A 25,610-nucleotide genomic window follows, 5' to 3' on the forward strand; every position below is an offset into this window, starting at 1 on the left:
TCCTCGCAAAGTAAGGACCCACCATGACCCTCGCTGACCCAGAACGCACGGCCGTCGCCGCACCGGCGGAGCGGAACAAGGACATCCGTCGCGTCGTCTTCTCGAGCTACCTCGGGAGCACCGTCGAGTTCTACGACTTCATCCTCTACGCGACCGCCTCCGCGCTCGTGTTCGGTCCGGTGTTCTTCGCGAACCTGAGCCCCGGCCTCGCGCTGATCGCCTCGTATGCGACGTTCGCCATCGGCTACCTGTCCCGTCCGCTCGGCGGCATCGTCTTCGGCCACTTCGGCGACCGCGTCGGCCGCAAGAAGATGCTCATGCTGTCGATGACGATCATGGGCGTCGCCTCGTTCCTCATCGGCCTCGTCCCGGCGATCCCCACCTGGGGCGCGGTGATGCTGATCCTGCTGCGCGCCGTGCAGGGCATCGCGATCGGCGGCGAGTGGGGCGGGGCGGCCCTGATGTCGCTCGAACACGTCAAGGGCCGCAACCGCGGTTTCGCGGCGGCGTTCACCAACGCCGGCGGACCCACCGGCGCCGTGCTCGGCACGGTCGCCCTCTCGCTCGCCGCCCAGCTGCCGGAGGACGACTTCCTCTCGTGGGGCTGGCGCATCCCGTTCCTGTTCTCCGCGGTCCTGCTCGCTGTCGGCCTGTTCGTCCGGGCCCGGATCGCCGAAAGCCCGGTCTTCGAGGAGGCCCTGCGCGCCGCCGAGGAGAAGAAGTCCCACACCAAGGAACCCATCCCGCTGCTGACGATCGTGCGGGCCCCCCGCACCCTGATCCTCGCGGGACTGGTGTGCACCGCGCCCTTCGTGATCCAGGCATTGTTCTCGACGTTCGTGATCAGCTACGCCGCCGAGAACGGCGTGTCGCGCTCGGCCGGCCTCAACGCCTTCGCGATCTGCCAGTTCGTCGCGATCTTCGGCATCCTCGGCGCCGCCCGGCTGTCGGACACCTACGGGCGCAAGCCCGTCATGATGACCGGCTTCGTCGGCATGGTCGTCCTGGCGTGGCCGCTGTTCCAGCTCGCCTCGTCCGGCAACTTCCTGCTGGTCGTGCTGGCCTTCGTGATCGCCTGCTCGGTCCTGCAGTCGCTGACGTTCGGTCCCATGCCGGCGTTCCTCGCCGAGCAGTTCGGCACCCGCGCCCGCTACACCGGCGCGTCGCTCGGCTACCAGATCGGCAGCCTGCTCGGCGCCGGCTTCACCCCGGTCATCGTCGCCGCGCTGTACGCCGGTTCCGGCTCCATCGGCAGCGTGATCGTCTATCTGGTCGCCGGGTGCGCCCTCAGCGCCGTGGTCCTGGCCCTGTTCGTCAAGGAGAGCAAGGACGTCGACCTGAGCGCCTGATCCGCGTCACCCGGGGCCGGGCACCGCACCGGTGCCCGGCCCCGCCGCGCGTAGTCGAGGTCGGGATGTCGCGCTGCTGGTGCTGCGCGCCCGCCGGACCGGCGCGGACCCGGGGAGCGGGAGGTTGCCGCGACCACCGGGCGGTCGCTGCGCCATCCGTCGAGTGGCACCGGCGACAACCTCCCGCTGGGGACGAAAGGCTCCCGCTCGATACCGTTGCCTGCATGACCCGGCCCGACGCGGTTCCCACCTTCACCATGCGTCAGCTGGCGGCGTTCGTCGCCGTCGCCGAGACGGGAACGATCAGCGGCGCCGCCGAGCGGCTGCACCTGTCGCAGTCCGCGCTGTCCGCGGCACTCACCGACCTCGAGAAGTCGCTCCAGACGCAGCTGGCCGTGCGACGGCGGGCGCGGGGCGTGCAGCTGACGGCGATGGGGGAGGCGGTGCTCGCCCGCGCCCGCGTGCTGCTGCACCAGGCGGGCGAACTGCAGGCGGACGCGGTGGGCGCGGGCGGCGGTGTGGCCGGACCCGTCGCCATCGGGTGCTATCCCGCCCTCGGACCGACGGTGCTGCCCGCGCTGCTCGCCGGATTCACCCAGCGCTTCCCGCGGGCGCGGGTCGAGTTCCGGGAGGACACCCAGAACCGGTTGCGCACCCAGCTCGACAACGGCGAACTCGACCTCGCGATCGTCTACGACCTCGAACTGTCCGCGGAATGGCGCAAGGCGACCCTGATGACGCGCGAGCCGACGGTGCTGCTCGGCTCCGACCACCGTCTCGCCGGCGGGGACGGTCCGGTGCGGCTGGCCGATCTGCGTGACGACCCGATGGTGCTGCTCGACGCGCCGCCCAGCAGCAACCACGCGATGGAGGTGTGCCGGGGCGCGGGGTTCGCGCCGCGCGTCGCCTACCGCACCTCCAACTACGAGACGGCGCGAGCCTTCGTCGGCCGTGGACTCGGGTGGACCCTGCTGCTGCAGCGGCCCCCGCTCGACGTGACGTACGAGAATCTTCCGCTCGTCGTCCGGCCGCTCGTCGACCCGGTTCCGGATTCGGTCGACGTGGTCGTCGCGTGGCATCAGGACTCGATGCTCAGCCGGGTGACACGAGCCTTCATTCACTTCGCGTCCACCGGCGGGGCACCGTCCGCGAGGTCCTGACCTGCGACGACCCGGAGTACCACGGATTTTCCGGGGAACCAGCGCGAATAGTTGAGCTTTTCAACGGCTTGTGATGGGGGTCATGCTTGCCGGGTCCGCCGTGACGCGGGCCGCATCGTGAAAGGCAAGCATCCATGACGATCACCGCACCGGCACCCTCGCCGGAGGTACTGCAGCGCAAGGCCCGCAAGGCCGCGCTCGGCAGCTTCGTCGGCACCGCGATCGAGTGGTACGACTTCTTCATCTACGGCACCGCCGCGGCCCTCGTGCTCGGGCCGCAGTTCTTCCCCGGAACCTCCGAACTGGCCGGCACCCTCGCCGCCTTCGCGACCCTCGCCGTCGGCTTCGTGGCCCGGCCCATCGGCGGCATCGTCATGGGTCACTTCGGCGATCGCGTCGGCCGCAAGTCGATGCTCGTCACCTCGCTGCTGCTGATGGGCTTCGCGACCGTCGCGATCGGCCTGCTGCCCAACTACGCCGCCATCGGCGTCGCCGCCCCGATCCTGCTGGTGGCCCTGCGCTTCGTCCAGGGCCTCGGCGTCGGCGGCGAATGGGGCGGCGCGGTCCTCGTCGCCACCGAGAACGCCCCGCGCGGCAAGCGCGGCCTCTACGGCGCCGCCCCCCAGATCGGCGTCCCCGCGGGCGTCCTCCTCGCCAATCTCGTCTTCCTGCCGCTGACGGCCGTCCTCGACGACGCCGCCTTCGCGGCCTGGGGCTGGCGCGTGCCGTTCCTGCTCAGCGCCGTCCTCGTCGTCGTCGCCCTGTGGATCCGGCTCGGGCTCGAGGAGAGCGCCGACTTCGAGGCCAGCCGCGACGCGGCCGGTGAGGTCAAGCTCCCGCTCGCCGAGGTCCTCGTCAAGCACTGGAAGACCGTGCTGCTCGCCGGCGGCACCTTCGTCGCCACCAACGGCATCGCCTACGCCTACATGGTCTACGTCCTCAAGTACGGCGAAGCGGAGCTGGGCTTCGGCAAGTCGACGATGCTGTTCCTGCTCATCGCCTCGTGCCCGTTCTGGATGGCCGGCATGGCGATCAGCGCCTACAAGTCCGACATCATCGGCCGGCGCCGGGTCTACATCATCAGCTCGAGCGCCCTCGTGATCGTCGCGGCCCTGTTCTTCCCGCTGATGGACACCGCGATGCTGCCCGTGATGCTCGTCGCGATGGTCGCCCTCGGCTTCGTCCTCGGTGCCTGCGCCGGACCCCAGTCCGCCCTGTTCGCCGAGTTGTTCCCCGCCCACATCCGGTACAGCGGCGCGTCGCTCGGCTACCAGATCGGGGCGATCCTCGGCGGCGGCCTCGCCCCCATCGTGGCGACCTCCCTCTTCGCGGCCTTCGGCACCTCGCTCGCCGTCACCGCGTACTTCGTGCTGATCGCGCTCGTCAGCCTGGTCAGCATCCTCCTTCTCCGTCACCCGCACGACCCGGCGGTCGCGGTGGCGCAGTCCCGTCGGTCCGAGCAGGAAGTGGCCTGAGACATGTCGACCTACTACCAGCCCCGCAAGTACCCCGCCTCCGACTTCGCGTCGATGCAACCCGACGCCGAGGCGCTGCCCGTGGTCGTCGTCGGAGCCGGACCCGTCGGCATGGCCGTCGCCCTCGGCCTCGCCCAGCGCGGCATCCCCGTGACGATCCTCGAGGCGGCAGACCAGGTCTCCTTCGGCAGCCGTGCCATCTGCATCTCCCGGCACAGCCTCGAGGCCGCCGCACGTCTCGGCTTCGGCGCCGAGCTGGAGAAGATCGTCCTGCCCTGGGTCGGCGGCCGCAGCTTCTACCGTGACCAGCAGGTGCTGCACTTCCGGATGCCGCAGCGCGAGTTCGACGTGCGACCGCCGATGATCAATGTCTCGCAGTCCGAGTACGAGCAGATCGTCGTCGACACCATCGAGCAGAACCCGCTGATCACCCTGCACTGGCAGGCGAGCATCGCCGGCATCCTGCGCGACGACGACCAGGTGACCCTGGAGGTCGACACCGCCTTCGGCAAGCGCCACCTGCGGGCCGCATGGGTCGTCGCCGCCGACGGCGGCCGCAGCCGCATGCGTGAGCTCGCCGGTCTGCGACTCGAGGGCACCAACTACGAGGGCCGCTACGTCATCGCCGACATCCACTGGGAGTCGGAGCTGCCCGCCGAGCGGATGGTCTGGTTCGATCCGCCCAGCAACCCCGGCTCGACGATCATCATGCACAAGCAGCCGAAGAACATCTGGCGCATCGACTACCAGCTCGATCCGTCCGAGGACGCGGAGATCGAGACCCGCGAGGACGCCATCCGGGCCCGCATCACCAAGCACCTGGACTGGCTGCAGAACGACCTGCCCTGGACGCTCGAGTGGCACGGGTTCTACAGCGCCCGCGCCCTCGCGCTGCGCGAGTTCACCCACGACCGCCTCCTCTTCGCCGGCGACGCCGCGCACCTCGTGCCGATCTTCGGCGTGCGCGGCCTGAACTCCGGCATGGAGGACGCCGAGACCCTGGCCTGGCAGCTCGCCGCCGTCGTCCACGGCAACGCCGACCGCGCGCTGCTGCAGGCGTACTCGATCGAACGACACGACGCGTGGGAGCAGAACGTCGCCAACGCCGGTAAGTCCACGCTCATCATGTCCCCGGGCACCCACGGCTACCGCACCACCCGCGATGCCGTGCTCGCGCTCGCCGTGAACCGCCCCGAATTCGGGGAACTGATCAACCCGCGCCAGTCCAGCGCCACCCACGCCCGCCTGTCGCCGCTGACCTGGCCGGTCGCGGAAGGCCTGACCGGGGTCCTGCCCGGCGACCCCGTCGAGGACCGCCGCGTGCGGGTCGCCACCGCCGGCGGCGGCACCGAGTCGTCGCTCAACGCGGTGCGCGGCACCGGGTTCGCCGTCGTGGGCTTCGGGCTCGACGCCGCCGGCAGCGCCGCGCTCGCGGCGGCCACGGCCGACCTCGCCGCCGCGCTGGCGCCGGAGAGCGTGCGTGCCGTCGTCGTCGGTGCCGACGGTTCCGGTGCCGACGGTTCCGGTGCCGACGGTTCCGGTGCCGACGGTTCCGGTGCCGACGGTTCCGATGATGTCACGGTGCTCGACGCGCCCGACCTGGCCGAGGCGCTGGGCGCGACCCCGGGCGAGGCCTTCGTGATCCGGCCCGACGGGCTGCTGCTGTGCCGGGTGCCGGTCGGCGACCTGTCCGGCGTCGCCGCCGCGCTCCGCGCCGGCACGGCCCCCGAGGGACCGGCGGTTCCCGCGCGCCCGGCGCAGATCCTCACAGAGGGCGAGCAGCGTCGTGAGAACGTCTGGCTCGGCCTGTCCGACGCGCTCGACCAGGTCGATCCGTCCGACCGGGAAGGGTTCTTGGTGCGGCTCGCGCTGCAGCTCGGGTCGCAGGCCGGTCACCGCGAGTTCGAAGAAGCCATCGCAGCGGCGACCGACACGTCGCCGGTGTCCGCCCGGGAACTGGCGCCACAGGCCTGATTCCGTCCGGCGGCGGCGCCGGCGCCCGGCGATCCCGGGCGTCGGCGCCGTCGTGTCTCTCAGGCACCCACCGAGGCACCGAGCATGGGCCACGCGCGGTGCAGGTCCTCCTGCCAGTAGCCCCACGAATGGGTACCCACGGGCCGGAAGTCGACGGTGGCCGGGATGCCGAGCTCGGCGAGGCGGCGGGCCAGCTGGTGTGTGCACTCGTTGGTGGCGGCCTCGATGATGCCTCCCACGACGACCTGTTCGGCGAGGTTCGCCGGGTCGCCGCCGACGTTCGGATGATCGAGCCGGTCGTACGGACCGGGCAGCCCGGTGCCGTTGGACAGGTAGATCTGTGTTCCGCGTAGCTTCTCGGCGTTGACGTACGGGTCGTTCGCCACCCATGCGGGATCGCCCTCGGGTCCCCACATGTTGTCGGTGTCGCCTCCGCCGCGCACCTCGACGACGAGCTCGACGTAGGTCCGGCCGGGACGGGTGCTGGTCTGGGCGCAGCCGCTGAACGCGCCGACCCCGCGGTACAGCCCCGGTGCGGACTGCACGAGGCTCAGGACCGACGTTCCCGACATCGACAGTCCCGCAATGGCATTGGCTCCCGTGGTGCCGAGAGCCGCGTCGACGATCGGCGGCAGTTCGCGGGTCAGGAAGGTCGTCCACTTGTTCCGGCCGAGGACGGGGTCGTCCTGCTTCCAGTCGGTGTAGTAGCTGAACGCGCCGTCGAGCGGCAGCACGACGTTGACGTCCTTGTCGGCGAAGAAGTCGGCCACGTCGGTGCGGTCGAGCCAGGTGAGGGTGCCGCCGTCGCCGCCGCCCGCGCCGGCGAGCAGGTAGAGCACCGGGCGTGGGGCGCCGGTGTCCCGCGGCGTCAGCACGGCCACCGGGATCACGCGCTGCATCGACGCCGAATACACGAACAGGGTGCGCTGCCGGGCGCCGTGCTCCTCGACCCGCTGGATGTACGAGCCGCCGGGATCGGGTTGGGCGGCCGCGGGTGCACCGACGACGAGGGCGGCCCCGGCCAGGACGGCCGCCAGCGCCGCGGTCGTTCGCGAGCGGGACGATCGCGCACGGCGCATGTGAGTCACCTTCGAGGGTCGGCGGGTCCCGGATCTTCGATGCTGCGACGGGAGAGGGTCCGCACGGGGCGTGTGCGGACCCTCGCTTCTCCGATGATCAACTACCGAGACTGTCCAGCAGGCGCTTCAGGATTTCTCCGAGGTCGAGGGAGCCGAGCAATTCCAGAATTTGCGCTGACATGCGAGTCCTTCCGTTCGATGTGCGGGTGTCCGCTCCATGTGTAACACGGGGCGCGGGCGTGTCGCAGGCGTACGAAGATACCGATCAACCTGTTTTGGCGATCGTCGTATATCGTCGCTGTTCAGGGCGTTCCGCCGGTGAAATACAATTTCTGCCGGACCCGCGCGAAGATGCGCCGGAAAATAGCCGAAATGTGCCTTTCGCGTGAAATACGAGGTCGACCGGAAACGTGATTTTCGGCTACGGCCGGTCGATATTCCGGATGATCCGGGCGGCGAAGGCATCGATGTCGGCCCAGTCCCGGTGATCGCCGTATCGGCCGCCGGCGAGGCGGAACACCACCCGGCCCACGATCCCCGGCCACTGCTCCGGCTCGATCGCGCCCGCGAAGGCCCGGTACTCGCGCACCGTCGCCGTCGCCCGCAGCGTCGCCGCCACCTTCGGTTCCTTCATCTTCGGCCGCACCCAGCCGGCGAGCCGCCCGGAGATCATCGCGCTCGTCGCACCGATGGTCTGCACCGAGAACAACCACGCGGGCTTGCCCGCGAGGTGCGCGCGATGCAGATCCGCGAATCGGGCGGCGGGAGCGAGCCACTGCCCGTTGTGCACCGAGCTGCCGAGCACGACGGCGGCATGGGCCGACGGATCGACCGGCTCGGCGAGATCGTGCAGGTCCGCCTCGTGCCCGGCCTCGGTGAGCCGCTGCGCGATCCGTTCCGCCACGCCGCGCGTCGCCCCGTACGCCGTCGTGTACGCGACCAGTACCTTCACGTGCGCTCCCTCCGCCGGCCTGTCCCGATGATCATCCGGCCACGCCGGACGTGCCGATTATCCGGCCGCGACGGAGGGTGGCTGCCACGTCTCGGGGAAGCCCGGCGCGTCGGGCGTGTCGAGGAAGCTCGACGCGTCCCGCACCCACCGGTCGCCGGTCATCACGCCCAGATGGCCCACCCCGGGCCGGACGACGGCTCGTCCCCGCGGCACGGCGGCCGCCACCTCCCGGAACAGGTCGGCGCCGTAGAACCCGTCCCGGTCACCGCCGAGCACCAGCACCGGACACGTCACCTCGGCGAGCCGGGCGGTCACGTCGAACCGGTCCTCGGCGTCGACCACGACGAGGAAATCGTCGTACCCGTGCCGGGCCCCCGACGGCTCGAGCAGCCATCCCAGCACCCACAGCAGCGCGCGCGACCATCGCCGCGCCCCCGTCGTCGCCGCGAGTTCCGCCATCGCCCGCCGCGGGTGCCCCGCCCGCACGGCCGCCGCGGCCCGACGCTGCACGTCGCGGCCCGGGCCGAGGTGGGCCGCCGAGGCCACGAGCACCAGCCGGCGCACCAGCTCCGGATGGTCGAGAGCCAACTGGAGCGCGACGCTGCCGCCGGTCGAGATGCCGAGCGCATCGACCGGACCGGGGAAGCGGCCGGGCATCGCCACCGCGTAGTCGCGGGCGAGATCGGCCATGGTGGTCCCCGGCGGCAGGCCCGGCCGGCGGTTCACCCACCACACCCGCCGCATCGTCGTCCAGGGCGCGATCTGCGCGAGCTGGGTGCGCCGGTCGAAGCCGCGGGGCAGCCGGTGGTGAGTCGACAATCCGGGCATGAACAGCAGGGGCGGGCCCGTCCCGGCGCACAGGTAGGGCATGCCCGAGTCCCAGGCGCCCTCCTGTGTTGCGATCACGCCAGCGCCCGGACGATGCTCCGCGCCCAGTCCTCGATCTCCTGCCAGTCCCGGAAATCTCCTTCGGGCAGCAGCTTCCGGCCGGCAGGAAGCTTGCGCATCACCCGCGCCCCGACCCCGAGCGTCTTCGGGTCCAGCGCGCCGAAGAAGACGTGATGCTCCCGGGGTGCGATCGCATCGGTCAGCTCCGGCAGTTCCCGCGGGGCCGCGCTCTCCCGCACGTTCTGTCCCTGCTCGTCGACCTCCTCGGTGCCGAGCGGTCCGCTGGTGAACAGCCAGACCGGGCGGGCGACGAGCCCGTCGCGGTGCTCGCGGACGAATGCGCTCGCCGCCTTCTCCCAGTGCCCCAGGTACGCGGAACTGCCGACGACGCACGCGTCGTAGTCGTCCACCGAGGTCGCAGCCGGGAGCTGCACCGTGTCCGCCGTGTGCCCCTCCGCCCGGATCACCTCGGCGATCCGCTCCGCGATCCCGGCGGTGGCGCCGTGCCGGCTGGCGTACGCAACGAGAACCTTCATGGTGGTGCCCCTGTCGTCGAGCCGCGATACTGCCGACGGTGTCCACGATCGGCCTCGCCCGCGGCGTCCGTCAAGGGCGGCTCAGCCGAGCGCGTCGAGGACGTCCCCGATCGGGGTGTCCCCGTTGTTGAACTCGATCGTGCGTCGCACCGTCGCGGGCCGGTGCAGTACCGCGGCCGCGACCGCCGCCACATCCGCCCGCGAGACCTGTCCCTTGCCGGCGTCCGGGCCGGTCTCGATCCGGCCGGTCGGCGGATCGAGGGTCAGCGCGCTCGGGCCCAGAATCGTCCAGTCCAGGTCCGTGCCGCGCAGGTGCGCGTCCGCGGCCGCCTTCGCCTCGGCATACGCGTAGAAGCCGTTGTCCTCGGGAACGCCGTGGTCCGGGCCGGCCCCGAAGTACGACACCATCACGTAGCGGCGGACCCCCGCACGCTCGGCCGCGGTCATGGACCCGATCGCCGCGTCGCGGTCCACGGCGTACGTGCGCTGCGGGTTGCCGCCGCCCGCGCCCGCCGACCACACCACCGCGTCGTGCCCCTCGAGCAGCGGCACGAGGTCGTCGACGCCGAAGTGCTCGACGTCGGCCACGACCGGCGTCGCACCTGCGGCGCGCACGTCGTCGGCGTGGTCGGGGTTGCGGATCACCGCGGTCACCTCGTCGCCGGCGTCGGCGAGCAGCCGCTCGAGGTGCAGGGCCACCTTCCCGTGGCCGCCGATGATCACGATCCGTGCCATGTCGAATCCTTCCGTCGCGGGCCCGCCCGTCGGGCCGCCTTCCCCCATCGCACCACGGCGACGGTCGTCGGTGGGGGAGCACCGACGGCGACGTTCGCTCACCGAACGTTCACGCTCCGGGCACCCGCGGGGCAACGTGCAGCGGGCATGCTGAGGCGATGAACCCTGTCGTCCTGGAACTCCGCCACCTCGACTGCGAGGGCCCGGCCGCGTATCTGCCGGTGCTCGAGCAGTACGTGCAGGTCCACACCGTGCGGCTCTGGCGCGACCCGGTGCCCGCCGCGCTCGACTACGCCGCCGTCGTGGTCATGGGTGGCCCGATGGGCGTCGCCGACGCCGCGACGGTGCCGTGGCTCGGCGAGGAGATCGCCTACCTGCGGGCGGCCGTGGCCGCCGGCATTCCGGTGTGGGGGGTGTGCCTCGGCGCCCAGCTGCTCGCCGCGGCCCTCGGCGCCGACGTCCACACCGGCCCCGTCCCGGAGGTCGGCGTGGGCGAGGTGGAACTCGCGCACGCCTCGGCCGCCGACCCGGTGTGGGGCGAGCTGCCGTCCACCTTCCCGGTGCTGCAGTGGCACGCCGACACCTTCGACCTGCCGCCGGGCGCCACCCTGCTCGCCTCGTCGCGGGCCTACCCGAACCAGGTGTTCCGGCACGGGAGCAGCTACGGGGTGCAGTTCCATCTCGAGGCCGATGCCGACCAGCTGGCCGACTGGCTCGCGATCGACGAGTACCGGGCGTCGCTGGAGGCGACCCTCGGGGCCGGGGCGGCCGACGCCGTCGCCGCCGACCTGCGGTCGGTGCAGCCCGAGACGCTCGCGCACGCCACCGCCGTGATGAAGCGGTGGCTCGAGACGTACGTCGTGTGAACGGACGGATCCCTCGTGCGCCGATGAGTTTGCCCGCCTCGCGGAGTCCGAACCTGTGCAATGCTGTCGACAGTGCAGGAGGTGCCCGGTGGATCAGCTGGTGAGGGTTCAGAACTTCGCCGTCTCGGGGGACGGTTTCGGAGCCGGGGAAGGCCAGAGCCTCGAGCGGCCGTTCGGGCACGCGGACCCCGGTTCGATGTTCGCGTGGGCCGGCGCGACCGCGAGCTGGCCCAACCGTACCGATCCGGGCGGGAGCCGGGGCCTCGACGACTACTTCACGCGGGACTTCGCCCGCAACATCGGTGCCGAGATCATGGGCCGGAACAAGTTCGGTCCGCAACGGGGGCCGTGGCAGGACCACGACTGGCGCGGCTGGTGGGGCGGCGAACCGCCCTTCCACACCCCGGTGTTCGTGCTGACCCACCATCCGCGACCGTCGTTCACGCTGTCCGACACGACGTTCCACTTCGTCGACGGCGACCCGGCCACGGTCCTCACGCAGGCGCGGGAGGCGGCGCAGGGCAAGGACGTCCGGCTCGGGGGCGGGGCCACCACCATCCGGGAGTTCCTCGACGCGGACCTCGTCGACACCATGCACGTGGCGGTCGTACCGGCGGTGCAGCTCGGAGCCGGGGTGCGCCTGTGGGAGTCGCCCGACGAGCTGCTCGATCGGTTCCACCTCGAGGTCGTGCCCAGCCCGAGCGGCGTGATCCACCACCTGTTCTGGCGACGGTGACACCGGGGCGTCAGGTCCGCAGGCCCGCCCGTTCGAGGGCCGCGTCCACGAGGTACTCGGCGATCGCCATCGACGACGTCGCGCCGGGGGAGGGCGCATTGCGCAGGTGCACCACCCGCCCGTGCCCGGTGATGACGAAGTCGTCGACGAGCGAGCCGTCGGCGTCCATTGCCTGCGCGCGGATCCCCCGCGGGCCCGGCAGCACGTCGGCGACGGTCAGTCCGGGCACGTACTTCGCGGCCTCGGCGACGAACCGCCGGATGCTGACCGCCGTGCGCAGCTCGCGCATCGCGGCCGGGACGTTGCGTGCGGCGAACCTGCGGAAGCCGGGGAAGAGCACGGCGTCGCGCAGGTCCCGCAGCGACCTCGACCGGCCGTCGTACGCTTCGCGTCCCGGCGCCAGGAATGCGTTGGGCCCCAGCATGATCGCCCCGTCGATCCGTTTGGCCAGGTGGACCCCGAGGAACGGGTACCGCGGATCGGGTACCGGATAGATCAGTCCGCGCACCCGCCCGGCCACGTCGGGCCGCAGCAGGTGGTAGTCGCCGAGGAACGGCACGATCGCGGGCGTCGCGGGGTCCCCGGCGTCGTGGGCGAGCCGGTCCGACTGCAGGCCCGCGCACGTGATCACCAGGTCGAAGCCGTCCGTGCCGGTGCCGGTGCCGACGAGCACCTCGTCGCCGCGGGGGCGGATCGCCGTGACGGGTGTGGCCAGGCGGACGGTGCCGCCCGACGCCGTGACGTCGTCGGCGAGGGCGGTGGTCACCGCGACGTAGTCGACGATCGCGGTGTGCGGGGAGTGCAGCGCGGAGATGCCGCGCGCGTGTGGCTCGATGTCGGTGATCTCCTCCGGCCCGATGCGGCGGATCCCGGGCACGCCGTTGGCGACGGCGCGTTCGTGGATGGCGTCGAGCCGGTCGAGCTCGCTCGCGTCGAGTGCGACGACGATCTTGCCGCACTCGTCGTACGGCAGGGCGCGGGCGGCGGTGAACTCGGCGAGCAGGTGCACCCCGCGCCGGCACAGGCGTGCCTTGAGGCTGCCGGGCGGGTAGTACAGCCCGGCGTGCACGACGCCGCTGTTGTGACCGGTCTGGTGCGCGGCGAGCCGGGGCTCCTTCTCGAACAGCGTGACGTCGGCGCCGTGCGTCGCCAGCTCGCGCGCGGTGGCGGCCCCGATGATCCCCCCACCCACGACGGCAGCCCGCAGTGACCCCATGCGCGCCAGCCTACGAGCCCGTGGCCGAATGTCACACCGGTTCGATTCAATCGAACCGGTGTGACATTCGGCCCGCGCATTCGGGCGATCGGACCGGCGACGGTGGGAGTCAGCGGTGGCGGTCGGAGCTGTAGCCCCAGAGCCAGTCGGTGTACTTGTAGCTCGACGTGTCGCGGGTGCGGAACAGCTCGTTGCGGGCCTCGCGGCCGGCGCCGTCGAGGTGCCACAGGTCGCCCCACATGCGGCCGGTGGTGAGGATGCGGTTGCAGCGCGGGGCGCGTTCGGCGTTGACGTCACGCAGGATCTGCGGCCAGTTGGCGTTGTCGCCCCGGTAGTCCTCGGCGGCGTAGTCGGCCAGGCACTTGGCGTCCTCGAGGGCCATCACGGCGCCGGAGGCGAGGTACTGCAACGGGGGATGGGCGGCATCGCCGAGCAGGATCATGCGGCCGTCGACCCAGTTGTCGATCGGGTCGCGGTCGAACATCGGCCACCACCGGTCGGTCCACAGGTACTTCAGCGCGGTCTGCACGCTCTCGTGGCAGTGGTCGTAGGCGTGCGCGAGTTCTTCGGGGCTGCCCCACTTCTCCTCGCCGCGCAGGAAGGCGGGCGACTGGAAGACGGCCACCTGGTTGAGCATCTCGCCCTGGCGCAGCGGGTACTGGATGAAGTGGCAGCGCGGGCCGATGTAACCGACGACGTCCTCGATCTCCTCCTCGAGGGGGACCTCGTCCATCGGGAACGTGCCGCGGAAGGCGACGTACCCGGAGCCGACCGGCTTGTCGTCGGACAGCTTCGGGCGCAGCCGCGAGTGCAGGCCGTCCATGCCGAGGGCGATGTCGCCGACGTGCTCCTCGCCGCTCTCGAGGATGACGCGGACCTTGTCGCCCTCGGTGACGACGTCGTGCACGGCGGCGTCGGTGCGCAGGTCGGCGCCGGCCCGGCGGGCGGCCTCGACGAGCACCGAGTGCAGATCGGAACGGTGCACGACGAAGTACACCCCGCCGTAGTGCTGCTGGTAGTCGTGGCCGAGGTCGACCTTGGTGAGGATCTCGGCGGTGACGGCGTCGCGGAAGACGAGGTTCTTCGGCAGGACCCCCTTGGAGATGACCTCGTCGTAGACGCCGAGCGCCTGGAGGATGCGGGAGCCGTGCGGGCCGATCTGCAGTCCGGCGCCCACCTCGCCGAATTCCGACGCGCGCTCGAACAGCGTGACCTCGGCACCCCGGAGGGCGAGGGCGAGGGCGTTGGCGACGCCGCCGATGCCGCCGCCGGCGACGAGAACCCGGGCGTCCTTCAGATCGGACATGACACTCCTTGTGATCGGTATCGGGATGAGGGGTGGATCAGTGGGCGAGGATCGGGCCGCGCGGCGCGTCGTCGCTGACGGGGAATCGCTTCCACACGACGGTCAGCAGCAGCGAGGCGATCAGTGCGCTCACGGCGAAGAGGATGAAGTTGGAGTTCGCGCCCAGCCCGGCGGCGAGCAGCCAGCCGCCGATCTGCGGGGCCGCGACGGCGCCGATCCGGCCGACACCCAGAGCCCAGCCGAGCGCGGTGCCGCGCAGGTGGTCGGGGTAGTAGGAGGCCACCGCCGCGATGATCAGGCACTGCGTTCCGTGGGTGCCGACGCCGGCGAGCACGAAGATCGCGTACACGATCGCGGTGGGCGGGGAGAGCAGCAGGGCGAGCAGCGCGACACCGGCGACGAACGCGGCGACGATGCTCGTGGGCACGGTGCCGAACCGCACGCCGCCCCACGCGGTGATGAACGAGCCGGCCACCGCGCCGAGGTTCAGCGCGAGCGCGAAGGTCAGGGCGCTGCCGAGGTCGGTGCCGGTGTTCTGCATGAGCTTCGGCAGCCAGGTGCCCAGGCCGTACCAGGCGAGCAGCGTCACCACGGTGACGAGAGCGAACATGACGCTGATGGTCCGGAACCGCGACCCGAGCAGCTCGCGGAAGCCGCCGCCGGTGGGGGCGTCCGTCTTGGAATGCGTGTCGGGCAGGTACTTCAGCGCCAACGGCACCAGGACGAACAGGGGCACGAGGGCGAACAGGAACATCGGGCGCCAGCCCCAGTGGGGAATGACGGGGATGCCGAGCAGGGCCGCGACGGACCCGCCGATCGGCACGCCCGACATCATCATCGTCGCGACGGCCGCACGCCATCGCGGCGGGACCAGTTCGGCGGCCAGCGCGTTCGACGTGGGGACCAGGCCGCCGAGGCCCAGGCCGGCGATCAGCCGCATCGCCCCGAACATGATGGGGCCGGTGGCGACGGCGCAGAGCGTGGTGAACACCGACAGCACCACGACGCAGCCGATGACGGCCTGCTTGCGGCCGATCGCGTCGGACAGGCGCCCGGCGAGCACCGCGCCGATCATCATGCCGAGGAAGGCGAGGCTGCCGAGGGTGCCGGCGGTCGCGGCGCTGATGCCCCACTCGTCCTGGAGGCTCGAGATGACGTTGCCGTAGACGATGAGGTCGTAGCCGTCGAAGACGACGAACAGCCAGCAGACGATCACGGCGAGCGCTGTCCCGCGATGCAGGACGATCGTGCGGTCGCCGGTGGCGACGGCGTCGGGGGAACTGTGCATGCTTCTACCGTGATGCGCCCCACTCCGCCGCTGCAATAAAGTTCTGTTGTGCAGAAAAAACCGTCGGCGCCGAAGAGGGCGTCCAAGACCATCACCCGGCCGTCGTACGCGCTCGAGTCGGTGGACAACGCGCTGCGGCTGCTGCAGATGCTCCGCGACGTCGGCGCGCTGCGGCTCAAGGACGCCGCGGAGGAACTCGGGACGGCGCCGTCGACGGCCCACCGTCTGCTCTCGATGCTGGTCTACCGCGGGTTCGCCGTGCAGGACGAGAAGCGCCGCTACCATCCCGGGCCGGCGATGGGGGTGGGGCCCGCACAGCAGGGCTGGACGCGCGAGCTCGCCGACCTCAGCAGGCCGCACATGGAGGCGCTGGCGATCCTGACCGGCGAGACGATCAACCTCGTCGTCCGGGTGGGGTCGCAGGCCCGGTTCCTCTACTCCGCGGAATCCGAGTCGATGCTGCGGGTCGGCGACCGGCAGGGCCAGGTGCTTCCCGCGGAGCTCACCGCCGGTGGTCGAATCCTGTTGGCGGAGTTGCCGAGACAGACGCTGGAGCAGCTCTACCTGCGACCGCCCGAGGAGCCGCACGTCGATCCGCGCCCGACGGTGGGCTACGGGGTGGACCGCCGGCTCGCCCCCGGCGAGTTCGAGGTGTTCCTCACCGAGCTCGAGGCGGCCCGCAAGGTGGGGTTCGCCGTCAACGTCGAGCAGACGGAGGAGGGGGTCGCCGCGTTCGGCGTCGCCGTCCGCAACGGGCACGGGCGGGCGATCGCGGCGCTCACGGCGGCGGTGCCGATCACGCGCTACCGCCAGCACCTCGACGGCTCTCTCGTCTCCCGGATGCGGACCGCGATCCGGGGGATCGAGGTCGAGGTAGCGCACATCGAGTGACGCGGGGCGATGCGGCACGGATCGGGCCTCGGATTCCGTATAGCAGAATTGCATGGGCGGCGCGGGACCGGGCGACCTACGTTGAGAGCAACGCCGCAGGTGTCCCGCTTCACGAGGAGAGGTCATGACCGCAACCGAGAACACCGATCCCGAGCTGCAGCAGCTCTACACGGACTTCGAGGCCGAGCACCTCAACCCGCTGTGGACCCAGCTCGGCGACCTGATGCCGATGGTGCCGACGTCGAAGGCCGTGCCGTTCGTGTGGAAGTGGTCGACCCTGTACCCGCTCGCTCAGCGGGCCGGTGACCTCGTCCCCGTGGGCCGCGGCGGTGAGCGGCGTGCCATCGCCCTGGCCAACCCCGGACTCGGCGGCGTCCCCTACGTCACCCCCACGCTGTGGGCGGCGATCCAGTACCTCGGACCCAAGGAGACCGCGCCCGAGCACCGGCACTCGCAGAACGCCTTCCGGTTCGTCGTCGAGGGTGAAGGCGTGTGGACCGTGGTCAACGGCGATCCGGTGGCCATGTGCCGCGGCGACTTCCTGCTCACCCCCGGCTGGAACTTCCACGGGCACCACAACGAGACCGACCACCCGATGGCGTGGATCGACGGCCTCGACATCCCGTTCGTCAACTACACCGACACCGGGTTCTTCGAGTTCGGATCCGACGGCGTGACCGACGAGTCCACCCCCGACGTCTCCCGGTCCGAGCGGCTGTGGGTGCACCCGGGCCTGCGCCCGCTGGTCGGTCTCGACGCCAAGGCCAGCTCGCCGATCGCGTGCTACCGCTGGAAGTACACCGACGCCGCGCTGAACGAGCAGCTCGCCCTCGAGGACGAGGGCTACGCCGCCACCCCCGAACCGGGCCATGCCGCGATCCGGTACACCAACCCGACCACCGGCGGCGACGTCATGCCCACCATCCGCGCCGAGTTCCACCGGCTGCGGGCCGGCGCCCACACCCGCACCCGGCGCGACGTCGGCTCGACCGTGTTCCAGGTCTTCGAGGGCGAAGGCCGGTTCCACCTCGGCGGCACCGACCACGACGTCACCAAGGGCGACATGATCGTCGTGCCGTCCTGGGTGGAATGGTCGCTCGAGACCGACGGCGGCGTCGACCTGTTCGCCTTCTCCGACGCCCCCATCGTCGAACGCCTGCACTTCAACCGCACCTACATCTCCGAAGGAGCCTGACCCGACATGCGACTCGCCACCCTCCGCCTCGACGGCACCACCGCCGCCGTGCGCGTCGATTCCGACACCACCGCCACCGTCGTCGACGGCTACGCCGACCTGTCCGCACTGCTGGCCGACCCGACCTGGAAGACCGTCGCCGAGCAGGCCGCCGGCCGCACCGTCGACCTGACGGACGCCGACTACGCGCCGGTCGTGCCCAACCCCGGCAAGATCGTCTGCGTCGGCCTGAACTACGCCACCCACATCAAGGAGATGGGCCGCGACCTGCCCGAGTATCCGACGCTGTTCTCGAAGTTCAAGGAGGCCCTCACCGGCCCCTACGACGACGTGATCGTCCCCGAGTACGCCGCCGGTCAGCTCGACTGGGAGGCCGAGCTGGCCGTCGTGATCGGCAAGCAGGCGTACCAGGTGTCCGAGGCCGACGCCGAGCAGTACATCGCCGGCTACTCGGTGATCAACGACTACACGATGCGCGACTACCAGTACCGCACGCTGCAGTGGGACCAGGGCAAGACCTTCGAGAAGACCAGCGGCTTCGGTCCGTTCCTGAGCACCGACTACACCCTCGGCAGCCGCATCGAGACCCGGCTCGAGGGTGAGGTCATGCAGTCGGCCACCACCGACGACCTGGTGTTCACCCCGGCCAAGCTGGTGGACTACATCTCCCACATCGTCACCCTGCAGCCCGGCGACGTCATCATCACCGGCACCACCGGCGGGGTGGGGCACGCCCGCAAGCCCGCCCGCTACATCGGCGACGGGGAGACGGTCGAGGTCAGCATCGAGGGCCTCGGTACGGTGCGCAACAAGACCGTCGTCAAGTAGGAGCATGCCTGTGGGGTTCAACGATCTCGACCTGTCCGAGCGGCTGCTGATCGCCCGGCGCGGCACCGCGTACTTCTCCCAGCGGCTCGCCGAACTCACCGACGACGAGCTGGACACCCCGACCGCGCTCGAGGGATGGACCCGCAAGCACCTCGTCGCGCACGTCGGCTACAACGCCGCGGCGTTGTGCCGGCTCATGGACTGGGCGGCCACGGGCGTCGAGACACCCATGTACGCCTCCACCGAGCAGCGCGCCCAGGAGATCGCCGAAGGCGCCACCCTGAACGCCGCGGCGCTGCGGAACCTGTTCGCCCACACCGTGGCCCGGCTCGACGAGAAGTGGCGGCACCTGCCGGAATCGGCGTGGCAGGCACAGGTCCGCACCGCACAGGGCCGGATGGTGCCGGCCGAGGAGACCGCGTGGATGCGCACCCGCGAGGTGTGGATCCACGCGGTGGACCTGGGCAACGGCGCGCGCTTCGGCGACTTCCCGCCCGTCGTCCTCGACTCGCTGCTCGACGACGTCGTGGGCATGTGGCGCAGGAAGGACCTCGGGGCCGGTCTCGTGCTCGAGGTGGAGGGGCGCGCCCCGATCGCGGTCCGCGACGATGCCGCCACGACCGCGAAGGTGAGCGGCCCGCTCGCCGCCGTCGTGCGCTGGGCCGCCGGGCGCGGCGCCGTCGGACTCACCGCCGGCGCCGACGAACAACCGCCGCGCTGGCTCTGACCACCGCGTCGGCTCCGACCACCGCATATTGCAACGGGGGCCTGCGACCGGCGACGGTCGCAGGCCCCCGTTGTCGTGGAGGGCGGTCCTAGCGGGGATCGACCTCGCACGCGACGCCGTCGTCGTCGCGGTCCAGCTTCGGCGCATAGCCGGGCTCGTCCCGGTACAGCGGTGCCACGCCCGCGTTCCACGCCTCCGTGCAGTTCTTGTAGCCGGCGCTCGGCGCAGGGGCCGGGGCCGCCTGGGGCGCCGGGGCGGGGGCGGGAGCCGGCGGCGCGGCCTGGGGTGCCGGGGCGGGTGCCGGCGGCGCGGGCTGCGGAAACAGGAAGTCCGCGGAGCCGGTGGGCAGCAGGTCTGCGAGCGAGAAGGCGTTCGCGGTGGCCGGCGCGGCGACGACGAGGGCAGCGCACCCGGCCGCGGTGGCGACGAGTCGACGAATCTTCATGCGTGTCTCTTTCTCTCGGGACGACGCACGGACCGGGGGATCCGTGCGGTCGATCGATTGTCCGTGCGGCGCCTCGCAGCACAGCACCCACCCCCCGGTTTTCGATCATGAGAACTCCCTCATGCCGGTCTCCCCGAGGTTTCACGCGCGGGATCGAGAGTGGGTGTTGCGCAACAGGGCGCACCACCGACAGGAGGTTGGTCATGGAGTTCGGCAGGAAGTGGATCGCGGTAGGCGCTCTCGCCGCGGCGGCGACCCTCGGTGCCGCGGGGGTCGCGACGGCAGACGATTCCGACGACACCCCTCGCGTCCCGGCGACGTCGGCGCCCCAGCCCGGTGCCGCCGCGGTCGTCGTCCCGCCGGGGGACGGGTGGCCCGCGATCGACGTGACCACCTGCGAGGGGTGGTTCGACGACTGGGACGACGCGTACCCCGACTACGTCGAGGAGCACTTCGAGGCGTGGGACGACCGCTGTGACGACCTCGACGACGACGGCAACGACCGGGACGACGACCGAGACGACGACGGCAACGACGATTGGGACGACGACCGGGACGACGACTGAGTCATCGACGGCGCTGGGGCGCGGCCGCGTGCCGACGCCTCCCGCGCCGCCGGCAGGTCAGGGGTGCGCGAGCAGTCGATAGCCCATCCCGCGCACCGTCTCGATACGTCCGGCGCCGATCTTGGCCCGCAGGTACCGCACGTAGACGTCGACCACGTTGGAGCCGGGGTCGAAGTCGTACCCCCACACCTGCGAGAGCAGCTGTTCCCGGCTCAGCACCTGTCCCGGGTGCCGCAAGAACGCCTCCGCGAGAGCGAACTCGCGGGCCGAGAGGTCGACCGTGCGCCCGTCGACCCCGACCTGGCGGGTCCGCAGGTCCAGGCTCAGGTCCCCGTTGCGCAGCACCGTCGTTTCTGCGCCGCGATCGGGGTTGAGCCGCAATCGGATCCGGGCCACGAGTTCCTCGAACTTGAACGGCTTCGGCATGTAGTCGTCGGCGCCGCCCTCGAGGCCCGCCACCACGTCCTGCACGCTGTCGCGGGCGGTCAGCACGATCACGGGGAGGGTCGAGCCGTCGCGTCGCAGCAGGGCCAGCACCGCGAAGCCGTCCATCTGCGGCAGCCCGATGTCGAGCACCATCAGGTCGTGGTCGCCGCTGCGTGCCCGCCCGTACGCCGTGACCCCGTCGGCGACGACCTCGGTGCTGAATCCGTTGGCGCGCAGGCCCTTCTCGATGAAGGACGCGATGCGCTGCTCGTCCTCGGCGATCAGGATCCTGCTCATGGGTACTCTCCTGCGGCGTCCGGCCCGGTGGCGACGGGCTCGACGGGAACGGTGACGGTGAACGTGGAGCCCTGGCCGGGCACGCTGCCGACGGTGACCCGGCCGCCGTGCGCGACGGCGATGGCACGCACGATGGACAGGCCGAGTCCGGCGCCCTCGGAGCGGACGCTGCCCGAGTCGCCCCGCGCGAACCGATCGAAGATCACGGCCTGATCTGCCGGGTCGATTCCGGAGCCGGTGTCGGACACCCAGAAGCGGAGCTCGCGGTCGGAGAACTGTGTTCCGAGGCCGATGCGGTCGCCCGGCTCGGTGTGATGACTTGCGTTGTCCGCCAATGCGAGCACGGCCTGCGTGATGCGTTGCGCGTCCAGTTCGACGGACACCGGCGACGACGTCTCGAGCCGCCAGTCCCGGTCGGCGAGACGACGTGCCTTGTCGAAGATCTCCGCCGTCAACTCCGCGACGTCGACCCGGTGCGGCCGGACGAATGCCGGCTGTTCCGCCCGCGCGAGCAGCAACAGGTCCGACACGATCCGGTTCATGCGTTCGAGCTCGTCGTCCACCAGCGCGACGGTCTGGCGCACGTCCTCGGCGTCCTGGGCATCCATGACCTCGAGGTGTCCGCGCACGATCGTGATGGGCGTGCGCAGTTCGTGACCCGCGTCGTCGAGGAAGCGACGCTGTGCCGCGACTCCGGTTTCGACCCGGTCGAGCATCGCATTGAGAGTCGTTGTCAGAGCGGAAATCTCGTCCCCTGGACCCGGTGGTTCCGGAATGCGGCCGGACAGGTCGGTGTCGGTGATGGATTGGGCGGTGGCCGTGATGTTGCGGACCGGGGCGAGGATCCGCCCGGCGAGCAGCCAGGCGGCGCCGGCCGCGGCCAGGGCGGTCAGGGCACCGCCGAGCACCATGAGCCGGGCGGTGTCCGCTGCGCTCTCGCGTTCCTGGTCGGCGAAGTACGCGGCGACGACGACTCCGCGGGCGGGGTCGCCGTCGAGCCCGACCGGCACGGCGAGGTACAGGACCTCGCCCGCACCGCTCTCGTAGGAGCCCTCCTGGGGCGCGGTGACCGATCCGGCGACCGCGGTGAATCCGGCGTCCTCGGCGAGCCGGATCGGTGCCTGCTCCCGGCTCTGGAACCGGAACTGCCCGTCGACGTAGCCGAGGAACTTCTCGTTGGGGCGCGCGAGGTTGTAGGTGATGACCACCCGGAGTACGTCGGCGACGTTCGCGAAGGGCGCACCGGTGGCGGGGTCCACGCCCGATTCGGTCAGCGCGGTGAACTCGGCGATCTCGGTGCGCAGCGAGTCGAGCATGCGCTGGTCGATGGAGCGGATCATCAGTAGCCACGTCAGGCCGCTGACGACGGCCAGTGCGCACAGCACCAGCAGCAGGACCCATCCGGTGATGCGGGTACGTGCGCTGCGGAATCGAGGTCGCCGGATGCTCGGCAGCGACCGGCCCGGACTCACGTGGCGATCCTACCCGTCCCGATCGTCGAGGTCGTCGTCCCAGTCGTCGTCGAGGTCGTCCTGATCGTCGTCCCGATGGTCGTCGTCCCGATGGTCGTCGTCCCGGTCGTCGGCGGGCGGGGGCGGGACCAGCCCACCGGGCACGGTGGGGGCAGAACCGCGGGACTGCTCGGCCGGCGCGGAGGGGCTGGGGGCCGGCGCGACGACGGCGGGCGCGACGATGGGGGAGCGGGGCATCGGCTCCGACGGCGGGGACGGCCGCAACGTCAGCCAGGCGAGCAGACCGACGCCCACGGCGGCGGCGACGGCGATCGCGGCGGTCCACACTGTTCGCATGACTCCACGGTGCGGCCGCGGCGTGACGCGCGAATGAGAGAGGGATGAGAAGATTCTCATCCGGAAGGGGTGGATCCCATGACCGAGGTGTGCAGGGTCGCGTTCGACGACGTCGACCTCGAAGTGCTCGTCGACGGAACCGGACCGGCCGTGGTGTTGCTGCCGTCGCTCGGCCGTGACACGTACGAGTTCGCACCGATCGCCCGGGACCTTGCCGAGGCCGGGTTCCGTGCGATCCGGCCCCAGCCGCGCGGCGTGGGCACGAGTCGCGGTCCGCTCGACGACCTCGACCTGCACGACCTCGCCCGCGACGTCGCCGAGGTGATCGAGCGGCTGGGTGCGGGCCCGGCCGTCCTCGCCGGGCACGCCTTCGGCCACTACGTCGCGCGGGTCCTCGCGGCGGATCGACCCGATTTGGTGCGTGGGGTCGCGATTCTCGCCGCGGGTGCCCGTCGATTTCCGGATTCGCTCACCGAGCGCGTCGCCAAGTGCTCCGACCTGTCGCTGCCGGATTCCGAACGGCTCGAGCACCTGCGGGCGGTGTTCTTCGCGGACGGGCACGACCCGTCGGTCTGGCTCGACGGCTGGTGGCCGGAGGCGATCGTCGCGCAGCGCCGCGCGATGGCCGCCACCGACAAGGAATCCTGGTGGCCGGTCGCGCCGTCGCCGCTGCTGGACGTGCAGGCCGGCGACGACGTGTTCCGTCCGGCGTCGACGCGGGCGGAGCTCACGGACGAGTTCGGCGCCGACCGGGTCACCGTCGTGCTGGTTCCCGGTGCGGGACATGCCCTGATCCCGGAGGTTCCGCACGAGGTCGCGAGGGCGATCGTCGACTGGGTCCGCACGTTGCCGTAGCAGAGCGCCGGCAGAACACAGCCGCTCGGCCCCCAGTCGTCCGCCACTGCGATTGCAGCAGCGGACGACTGGGGGCCGCGCGGGTAGCCGGGCCGGCTACTGTGCGATCGCCACGACCGCCGGGTCGATCCGCATCACCGAGTAGCCGGCGACGGCACCGGCACCGAAGCCGGGTGCGAAGATCCGGACGGGCTCGGTGATGACGCCGTCGCGGACCGCGTCGTGGATTGCGAGCGGGATGCTCGCCGACGACGCGTTGCCGACCTGCTCGATGTTGAAGTACAGCCGGTCCGCCGCGAGTCCGGCCTTCGCCGCCAGGTCGATGATCATCGTCTTGTTCGCCTGGTGCGGGACGACCAGATCGATGTCGTCGAGCAGCGACTCGCTCGTGTCGAGGCCGGGCAGGGCGCGGACCTCGTCGAGCATCTGCGTCAGGTAGCGGCCCGCGAGGCTCTTGACCTCCGGCCCGTACACCGTGATCGCGTTGTCGAAGTCCGGGTTGGGCCAGATGATCGAGTTGACCTCGCTGGTGGGTCCACTCGCGTAGGTCTGCAGGTACTCGATGTCGGGTTCGGCACCCTCGGGGGCGACGCCGACGACGAGCGCGGCCGCACCGTCACCGAAGATCATCCGGGACGGACGGACACTGCCGATCTTGTCGGAGAACTTCTCCACGCAGACCACGAGGACGGGACGACGGATATGCTGCAGGATCCGGGTCGCCTCGGCCAGCCCGTACGGCAGTCCCGCGCACGCCGCGACCAGGTCGAACGACGCGTGCGTCTGGGCGATACCCAGTTCGCCGGACAGGTACGTCGCGAGCGAGGGGATGAGCCGGTCGCTGGTGCAGGTGCACACCAGCACCGCCCCGATGTCGGCCGGGCCGACCTGTGCCTTCTCGACGGCCGCGCGGGCCGCCTGCAGGGCGAGCTCGGAGAACGAGCCCGACGTGTAGCGGCGCTGCTCGATCCCGGTCTTGGCGGTCACCTCGTCGGCGGTCATGGCCGACCAGTTGTACGCCGAGTTGCGGATCAGGTCCTCGTTGGTGCACACCACGTCACCGTGCGCGACGGCGAGCGCCTCGATGCGCGGCTGCACCGCGAAGTCGCGGCGCACGTCGATCGTCGGGTACGGCGTGGCCGGCGGGACGGGCTCGACGGCGGCGCGCTGGGGCGCCGGCGCAGTCCGGCCCGAGGTGACCCGCGAGATGAACCGCTGCACGTGCCGGTCGCGGGGGTGGAACACCACGACGTAGTCGTCGTCGCGGAGCTGCCCCACCTCGACGAGTTCGACCTGCTTGCGGTCCCAGGGCTGCTGGTTGTGCAGCACCATCGACCAGCGCCGCAGCGCCTCGAGCGCGGGGACGTCCTCGTGGCAGTCGAGGATCTCGTCGTAGCTGTAGACCCGGAAGTTCGGGTCGTAGCTGCCGAGGCGCAGCGTCATGTTCTTCGGGTCGGCGGTGAGCTGCGCGACGGTCGGCTTGACCGTCGGCAGGGCGCCCGCGACGTGCTTGCGGGCGGCGAAGACGTCGAAGACGGTCTCGAAGATGCAGTCCTCGGCGGCGTCGTCCCAGCCGGCGGGCAGCTGCCGGAAGGCGGCTTCGACCTCGGCGACCTTGCTCTCCTGATCGGGCCAGGGCGTGAGGACCGGCATGTACAGGTCGTCGCGGGTGCGCGGCACGTCGGCCCATCGGGTCGGCCGCTTGTCGAACATGGTGAGCGCGAAACGGTTGGCCCAGTACGCATTCAGTGCGACATCACGCAGGAGTTCGACCTTGTTGCGGTAGTCGCCCCGCGTGTGGCGGGCGAGGATCTCCGAGGCCGTCGGCGCCTTGGTGTCGAAGTCGCGGCGGATCACGGAGTCGAGCTGCTCGACGTCGGTGACGGTCGAGAAGTCGATGTCGGGAAAGAAATTGGACGGGAAGACGATTCGCCCGTGGCGGTTCGTTTCGAAGGGCTGCATGTGCCGGGCCGTTCAGTCGTGGGTGAGTTCGTGGAGCCGGGACGGCCGGG

At 71.2% G+C, this 25,610-nt stretch carries 25 protein-coding genes; 12 read left to right on the forward strand and 13 right to left on the reverse strand.

Going from position 1 to position 25,610, the window contains the following annotated elements; all coding sequences use genetic code 11:
* Window positions 1-23 precede the first annotated feature (23 nt).
* The 4 genes from ACWPQI_RS07640 (at window position 24) to ACWPQI_RS07655 (ending at window position 5,958) form a co-directional block, all read left to right on the forward strand.
* Window positions 24-1,349, forward strand: a complete 1,326-nt coding sequence (locus tag ACWPQI_RS07640) for an MFS transporter (RefSeq protein ID WP_010592360.1) — start codon at window positions 24-26, stop codon at window positions 1,347-1,349.
* Between the two features lie 224 nt (window positions 1,350-1,573).
* Window positions 1,574-2,509, forward strand: coding sequence for a LysR family transcriptional regulator (locus tag ACWPQI_RS07645; RefSeq protein WP_040275651.1), 936 nt, complete (start codon window positions 1,574-1,576; stop codon window positions 2,507-2,509).
* Window positions 2,510-2,643: 134 nt separating this feature from the next.
* Window positions 2,644-3,984, forward strand: a complete 1,341-nt coding sequence (locus ACWPQI_RS07650; protein ID WP_017681877.1) for an MFS transporter — start codon at window positions 2,644-2,646, stop codon at window positions 3,982-3,984.
* A 3-nt stretch (window positions 3,985-3,987) separates the two neighbouring features.
* Window positions 3,988-5,958, forward strand: coding sequence for an FAD-dependent monooxygenase (locus tag ACWPQI_RS07655; protein ID WP_048773073.1), 1,971 nt, complete (start codon window positions 3,988-3,990; stop codon window positions 5,956-5,958).
* Window positions 5,959-6,017: 59 nt separating this feature from the next.
* Here ACWPQI_RS07655 and ACWPQI_RS07660 read toward each other — a convergent pair whose 3' ends face one another.
* From ACWPQI_RS07660 to ACWPQI_RS07680, 5 genes are all read right to left on the reverse strand, one after another.
* Entirely contained in the window at window positions 6,018-7,037 is a 1,020-nt protein-coding gene (locus ACWPQI_RS07660; RefSeq protein WP_064065903.1) for an alpha/beta hydrolase, read from the reverse strand.
* A gap of 421 nt (window positions 7,038-7,458) precedes the next feature.
* Window positions 7,459-7,989, reverse strand: a complete 531-nt coding sequence (locus ACWPQI_RS07665) for a flavodoxin domain-containing protein (protein WP_017681874.1) — start codon at window positions 7,987-7,989, stop codon at window positions 7,459-7,461.
* 57 nt (window positions 7,990-8,046) lie between these two features.
* Window positions 8,047-8,895, reverse strand: a complete 849-nt coding sequence (locus ACWPQI_RS07670) for an alpha/beta fold hydrolase (protein ID WP_238424135.1) — start codon at window positions 8,893-8,895, stop codon at window positions 8,047-8,049.
* Window positions 8,892-9,413 (reverse strand): flavodoxin domain-containing protein, encoded by a 522-nt coding sequence (locus tag ACWPQI_RS07675; protein WP_010592353.1) that lies wholly within the window; start codon window positions 9,411-9,413, stop codon window positions 8,892-8,894. The genes ACWPQI_RS07670 and ACWPQI_RS07675 overlap by 4 nt, the downstream gene beginning before the upstream one ends.
* A gap of 81 nt (window positions 9,414-9,494) precedes the next feature.
* Complete coding sequence (locus ACWPQI_RS07680; protein WP_017681872.1) at window positions 9,495-10,148, reverse strand: SDR family oxidoreductase; 654 nt, start codon at window positions 10,146-10,148, stop codon at window positions 9,495-9,497.
* 158 nt (window positions 10,149-10,306) lie between these two features.
* On the opposite strand from ACWPQI_RS07680, the gene ACWPQI_RS07685 reads away from it, so the two are divergent.
* Window positions 10,307-11,014, forward strand: a complete 708-nt coding sequence (locus ACWPQI_RS07685; protein ID WP_010592351.1) for a type 1 glutamine amidotransferase — start codon at window positions 10,307-10,309, stop codon at window positions 11,012-11,014.
* Between the two features lie 88 nt (window positions 11,015-11,102).
* The gene (locus ACWPQI_RS07690) at window positions 11,103-11,750 is read left to right on the forward strand and encodes a dihydrofolate reductase family protein (RefSeq protein WP_010592350.1); all 648 of its coding nucleotides are present in this window, start codon (window positions 11,103-11,105) and stop codon (window positions 11,748-11,750) included.
* A gap of 10 nt (window positions 11,751-11,760) precedes the next feature.
* Here ACWPQI_RS07690 and lhgO read toward each other — a convergent pair whose 3' ends face one another.
* The 3 genes from lhgO to ACWPQI_RS07705 form a co-directional block, all read right to left on the reverse strand.
* On the reverse strand, window positions 11,761-12,966 hold the full coding sequence (gene lhgO / locus ACWPQI_RS07695; protein WP_474738714.1) for an L-2-hydroxyglutarate oxidase: 1,206 nt from the start codon (window positions 12,964-12,966) through the stop codon (window positions 11,761-11,763).
* A gap of 109 nt (window positions 12,967-13,075) precedes the next feature.
* Window positions 13,076-14,272: an FAD-dependent monooxygenase gene (locus ACWPQI_RS07700; RefSeq protein ID WP_017681870.1), complete on the reverse strand. Its 1,197-nt coding sequence runs from the start codon at window positions 14,270-14,272 to the stop codon at window positions 13,076-13,078.
* A gap of 37 nt (window positions 14,273-14,309) precedes the next feature.
* Entirely contained in the window at window positions 14,310-15,560 is a 1,251-nt protein-coding gene (locus tag ACWPQI_RS07705) for an MFS transporter (protein WP_010592347.1), read from the reverse strand.
* Window positions 15,561-15,608: 48 nt separating this feature from the next.
* Between ACWPQI_RS07705 and ACWPQI_RS07710 the strand changes: the two genes are divergently transcribed.
* The 4 genes from ACWPQI_RS07710 (at window position 15,609) to ACWPQI_RS07725 (ending at window position 19,201) form a co-directional block, all read left to right on the forward strand.
* Window positions 15,609-16,451 (forward strand): IclR family transcriptional regulator, encoded by an 843-nt coding sequence (locus ACWPQI_RS07710; RefSeq protein ID WP_010592346.1) that lies wholly within the window; start codon window positions 15,609-15,611, stop codon window positions 16,449-16,451.
* Window positions 16,452-16,575: 124 nt separating this feature from the next.
* On the forward strand, window positions 16,576-17,646 hold the full coding sequence (locus tag ACWPQI_RS07715) for a cupin domain-containing protein (protein WP_010592345.1): 1,071 nt from the start codon (window positions 16,576-16,578) through the stop codon (window positions 17,644-17,646).
* A 6-nt stretch (window positions 17,647-17,652) separates the two neighbouring features.
* Window positions 17,653-18,474 carry a fumarylacetoacetate hydrolase family protein gene (locus ACWPQI_RS07720; protein ID WP_010592344.1) on the forward strand — a complete coding sequence of 274 codons (822 nt, stop codon included), beginning with the start codon at window positions 17,653-17,655 and terminating at the stop codon, window positions 18,472-18,474.
* Between the two features lie 10 nt (window positions 18,475-18,484).
* Window positions 18,485-19,201, forward strand: coding sequence for a maleylpyruvate isomerase family mycothiol-dependent enzyme (locus ACWPQI_RS07725; protein ID WP_010592343.1), 717 nt, complete (start codon window positions 18,485-18,487; stop codon window positions 19,199-19,201).
* Window positions 19,202-19,289: 88 nt separating this feature from the next.
* Here ACWPQI_RS07725 and ACWPQI_RS07730 read toward each other — a convergent pair whose 3' ends face one another.
* On the reverse strand, window positions 19,290-19,646 hold the full coding sequence (locus ACWPQI_RS07730) for an excalibur calcium-binding domain-containing protein (protein ID WP_010592342.1): 357 nt from the start codon (window positions 19,644-19,646) through the stop codon (window positions 19,290-19,292).
* A 203-nt stretch (window positions 19,647-19,849) separates the two neighbouring features.
* On the opposite strand from ACWPQI_RS07730, the gene ACWPQI_RS07735 reads away from it, so the two are divergent.
* A complete protein-coding gene (locus tag ACWPQI_RS07735) occupies window positions 19,850-20,212 on the forward strand; it encodes a hypothetical protein (RefSeq protein WP_040275664.1) in 363 nt (120 codons plus the stop codon).
* A 57-nt stretch (window positions 20,213-20,269) separates the two neighbouring features.
* On the opposite strand, the gene ACWPQI_RS07740 is transcribed toward ACWPQI_RS07735, so the two are convergent.
* From ACWPQI_RS07740 to ACWPQI_RS07750, 3 genes are read right to left on the reverse strand one after another with little or no spacing between them, the layout of a single operon-like run.
* Entirely contained in the window at window positions 20,270-20,935 is a 666-nt protein-coding gene (locus tag ACWPQI_RS07740; protein WP_017680492.1) for a response regulator transcription factor, read from the reverse strand.
* The gene (locus tag ACWPQI_RS07745; RefSeq protein ID WP_010592340.1) at window positions 20,932-22,407 is read right to left on the reverse strand and encodes a sensor histidine kinase; all 1,476 of its coding nucleotides are present in this window, start codon (window positions 22,405-22,407) and stop codon (window positions 20,932-20,934) included. The genes ACWPQI_RS07740 and ACWPQI_RS07745 overlap by 4 nt, the downstream gene beginning before the upstream one ends.
* Before the next feature lie 9 nt (window positions 22,408-22,416).
* Window positions 22,417-22,743: a hypothetical protein gene (locus ACWPQI_RS07750; protein ID WP_225223171.1), complete on the reverse strand. Its 327-nt coding sequence runs from the start codon at window positions 22,741-22,743 to the stop codon at window positions 22,417-22,419.
* 78 nt (window positions 22,744-22,821) lie between these two features.
* Between ACWPQI_RS07750 and ACWPQI_RS07755 the strand changes: the two genes are divergently transcribed.
* Entirely contained in the window at window positions 22,822-23,598 is a 777-nt protein-coding gene (locus ACWPQI_RS07755; RefSeq protein ID WP_010592338.1) for an alpha/beta fold hydrolase, read from the forward strand.
* A gap of 96 nt (window positions 23,599-23,694) precedes the next feature.
* Here ACWPQI_RS07755 and ACWPQI_RS07760 read toward each other — a convergent pair whose 3' ends face one another.
* Window positions 23,695-25,560 (reverse strand): 3-oxoacyl-ACP synthase III family protein, encoded by a 1,866-nt coding sequence (locus tag ACWPQI_RS07760; protein WP_268965515.1) that lies wholly within the window; start codon window positions 25,558-25,560, stop codon window positions 23,695-23,697.
* Between the last annotated feature and the right edge of the window lie 50 nt (window positions 25,561-25,610).

The sequence above is a fragment of the Rhodococcus sp. LMD genome, assembly GCF_056108245.1.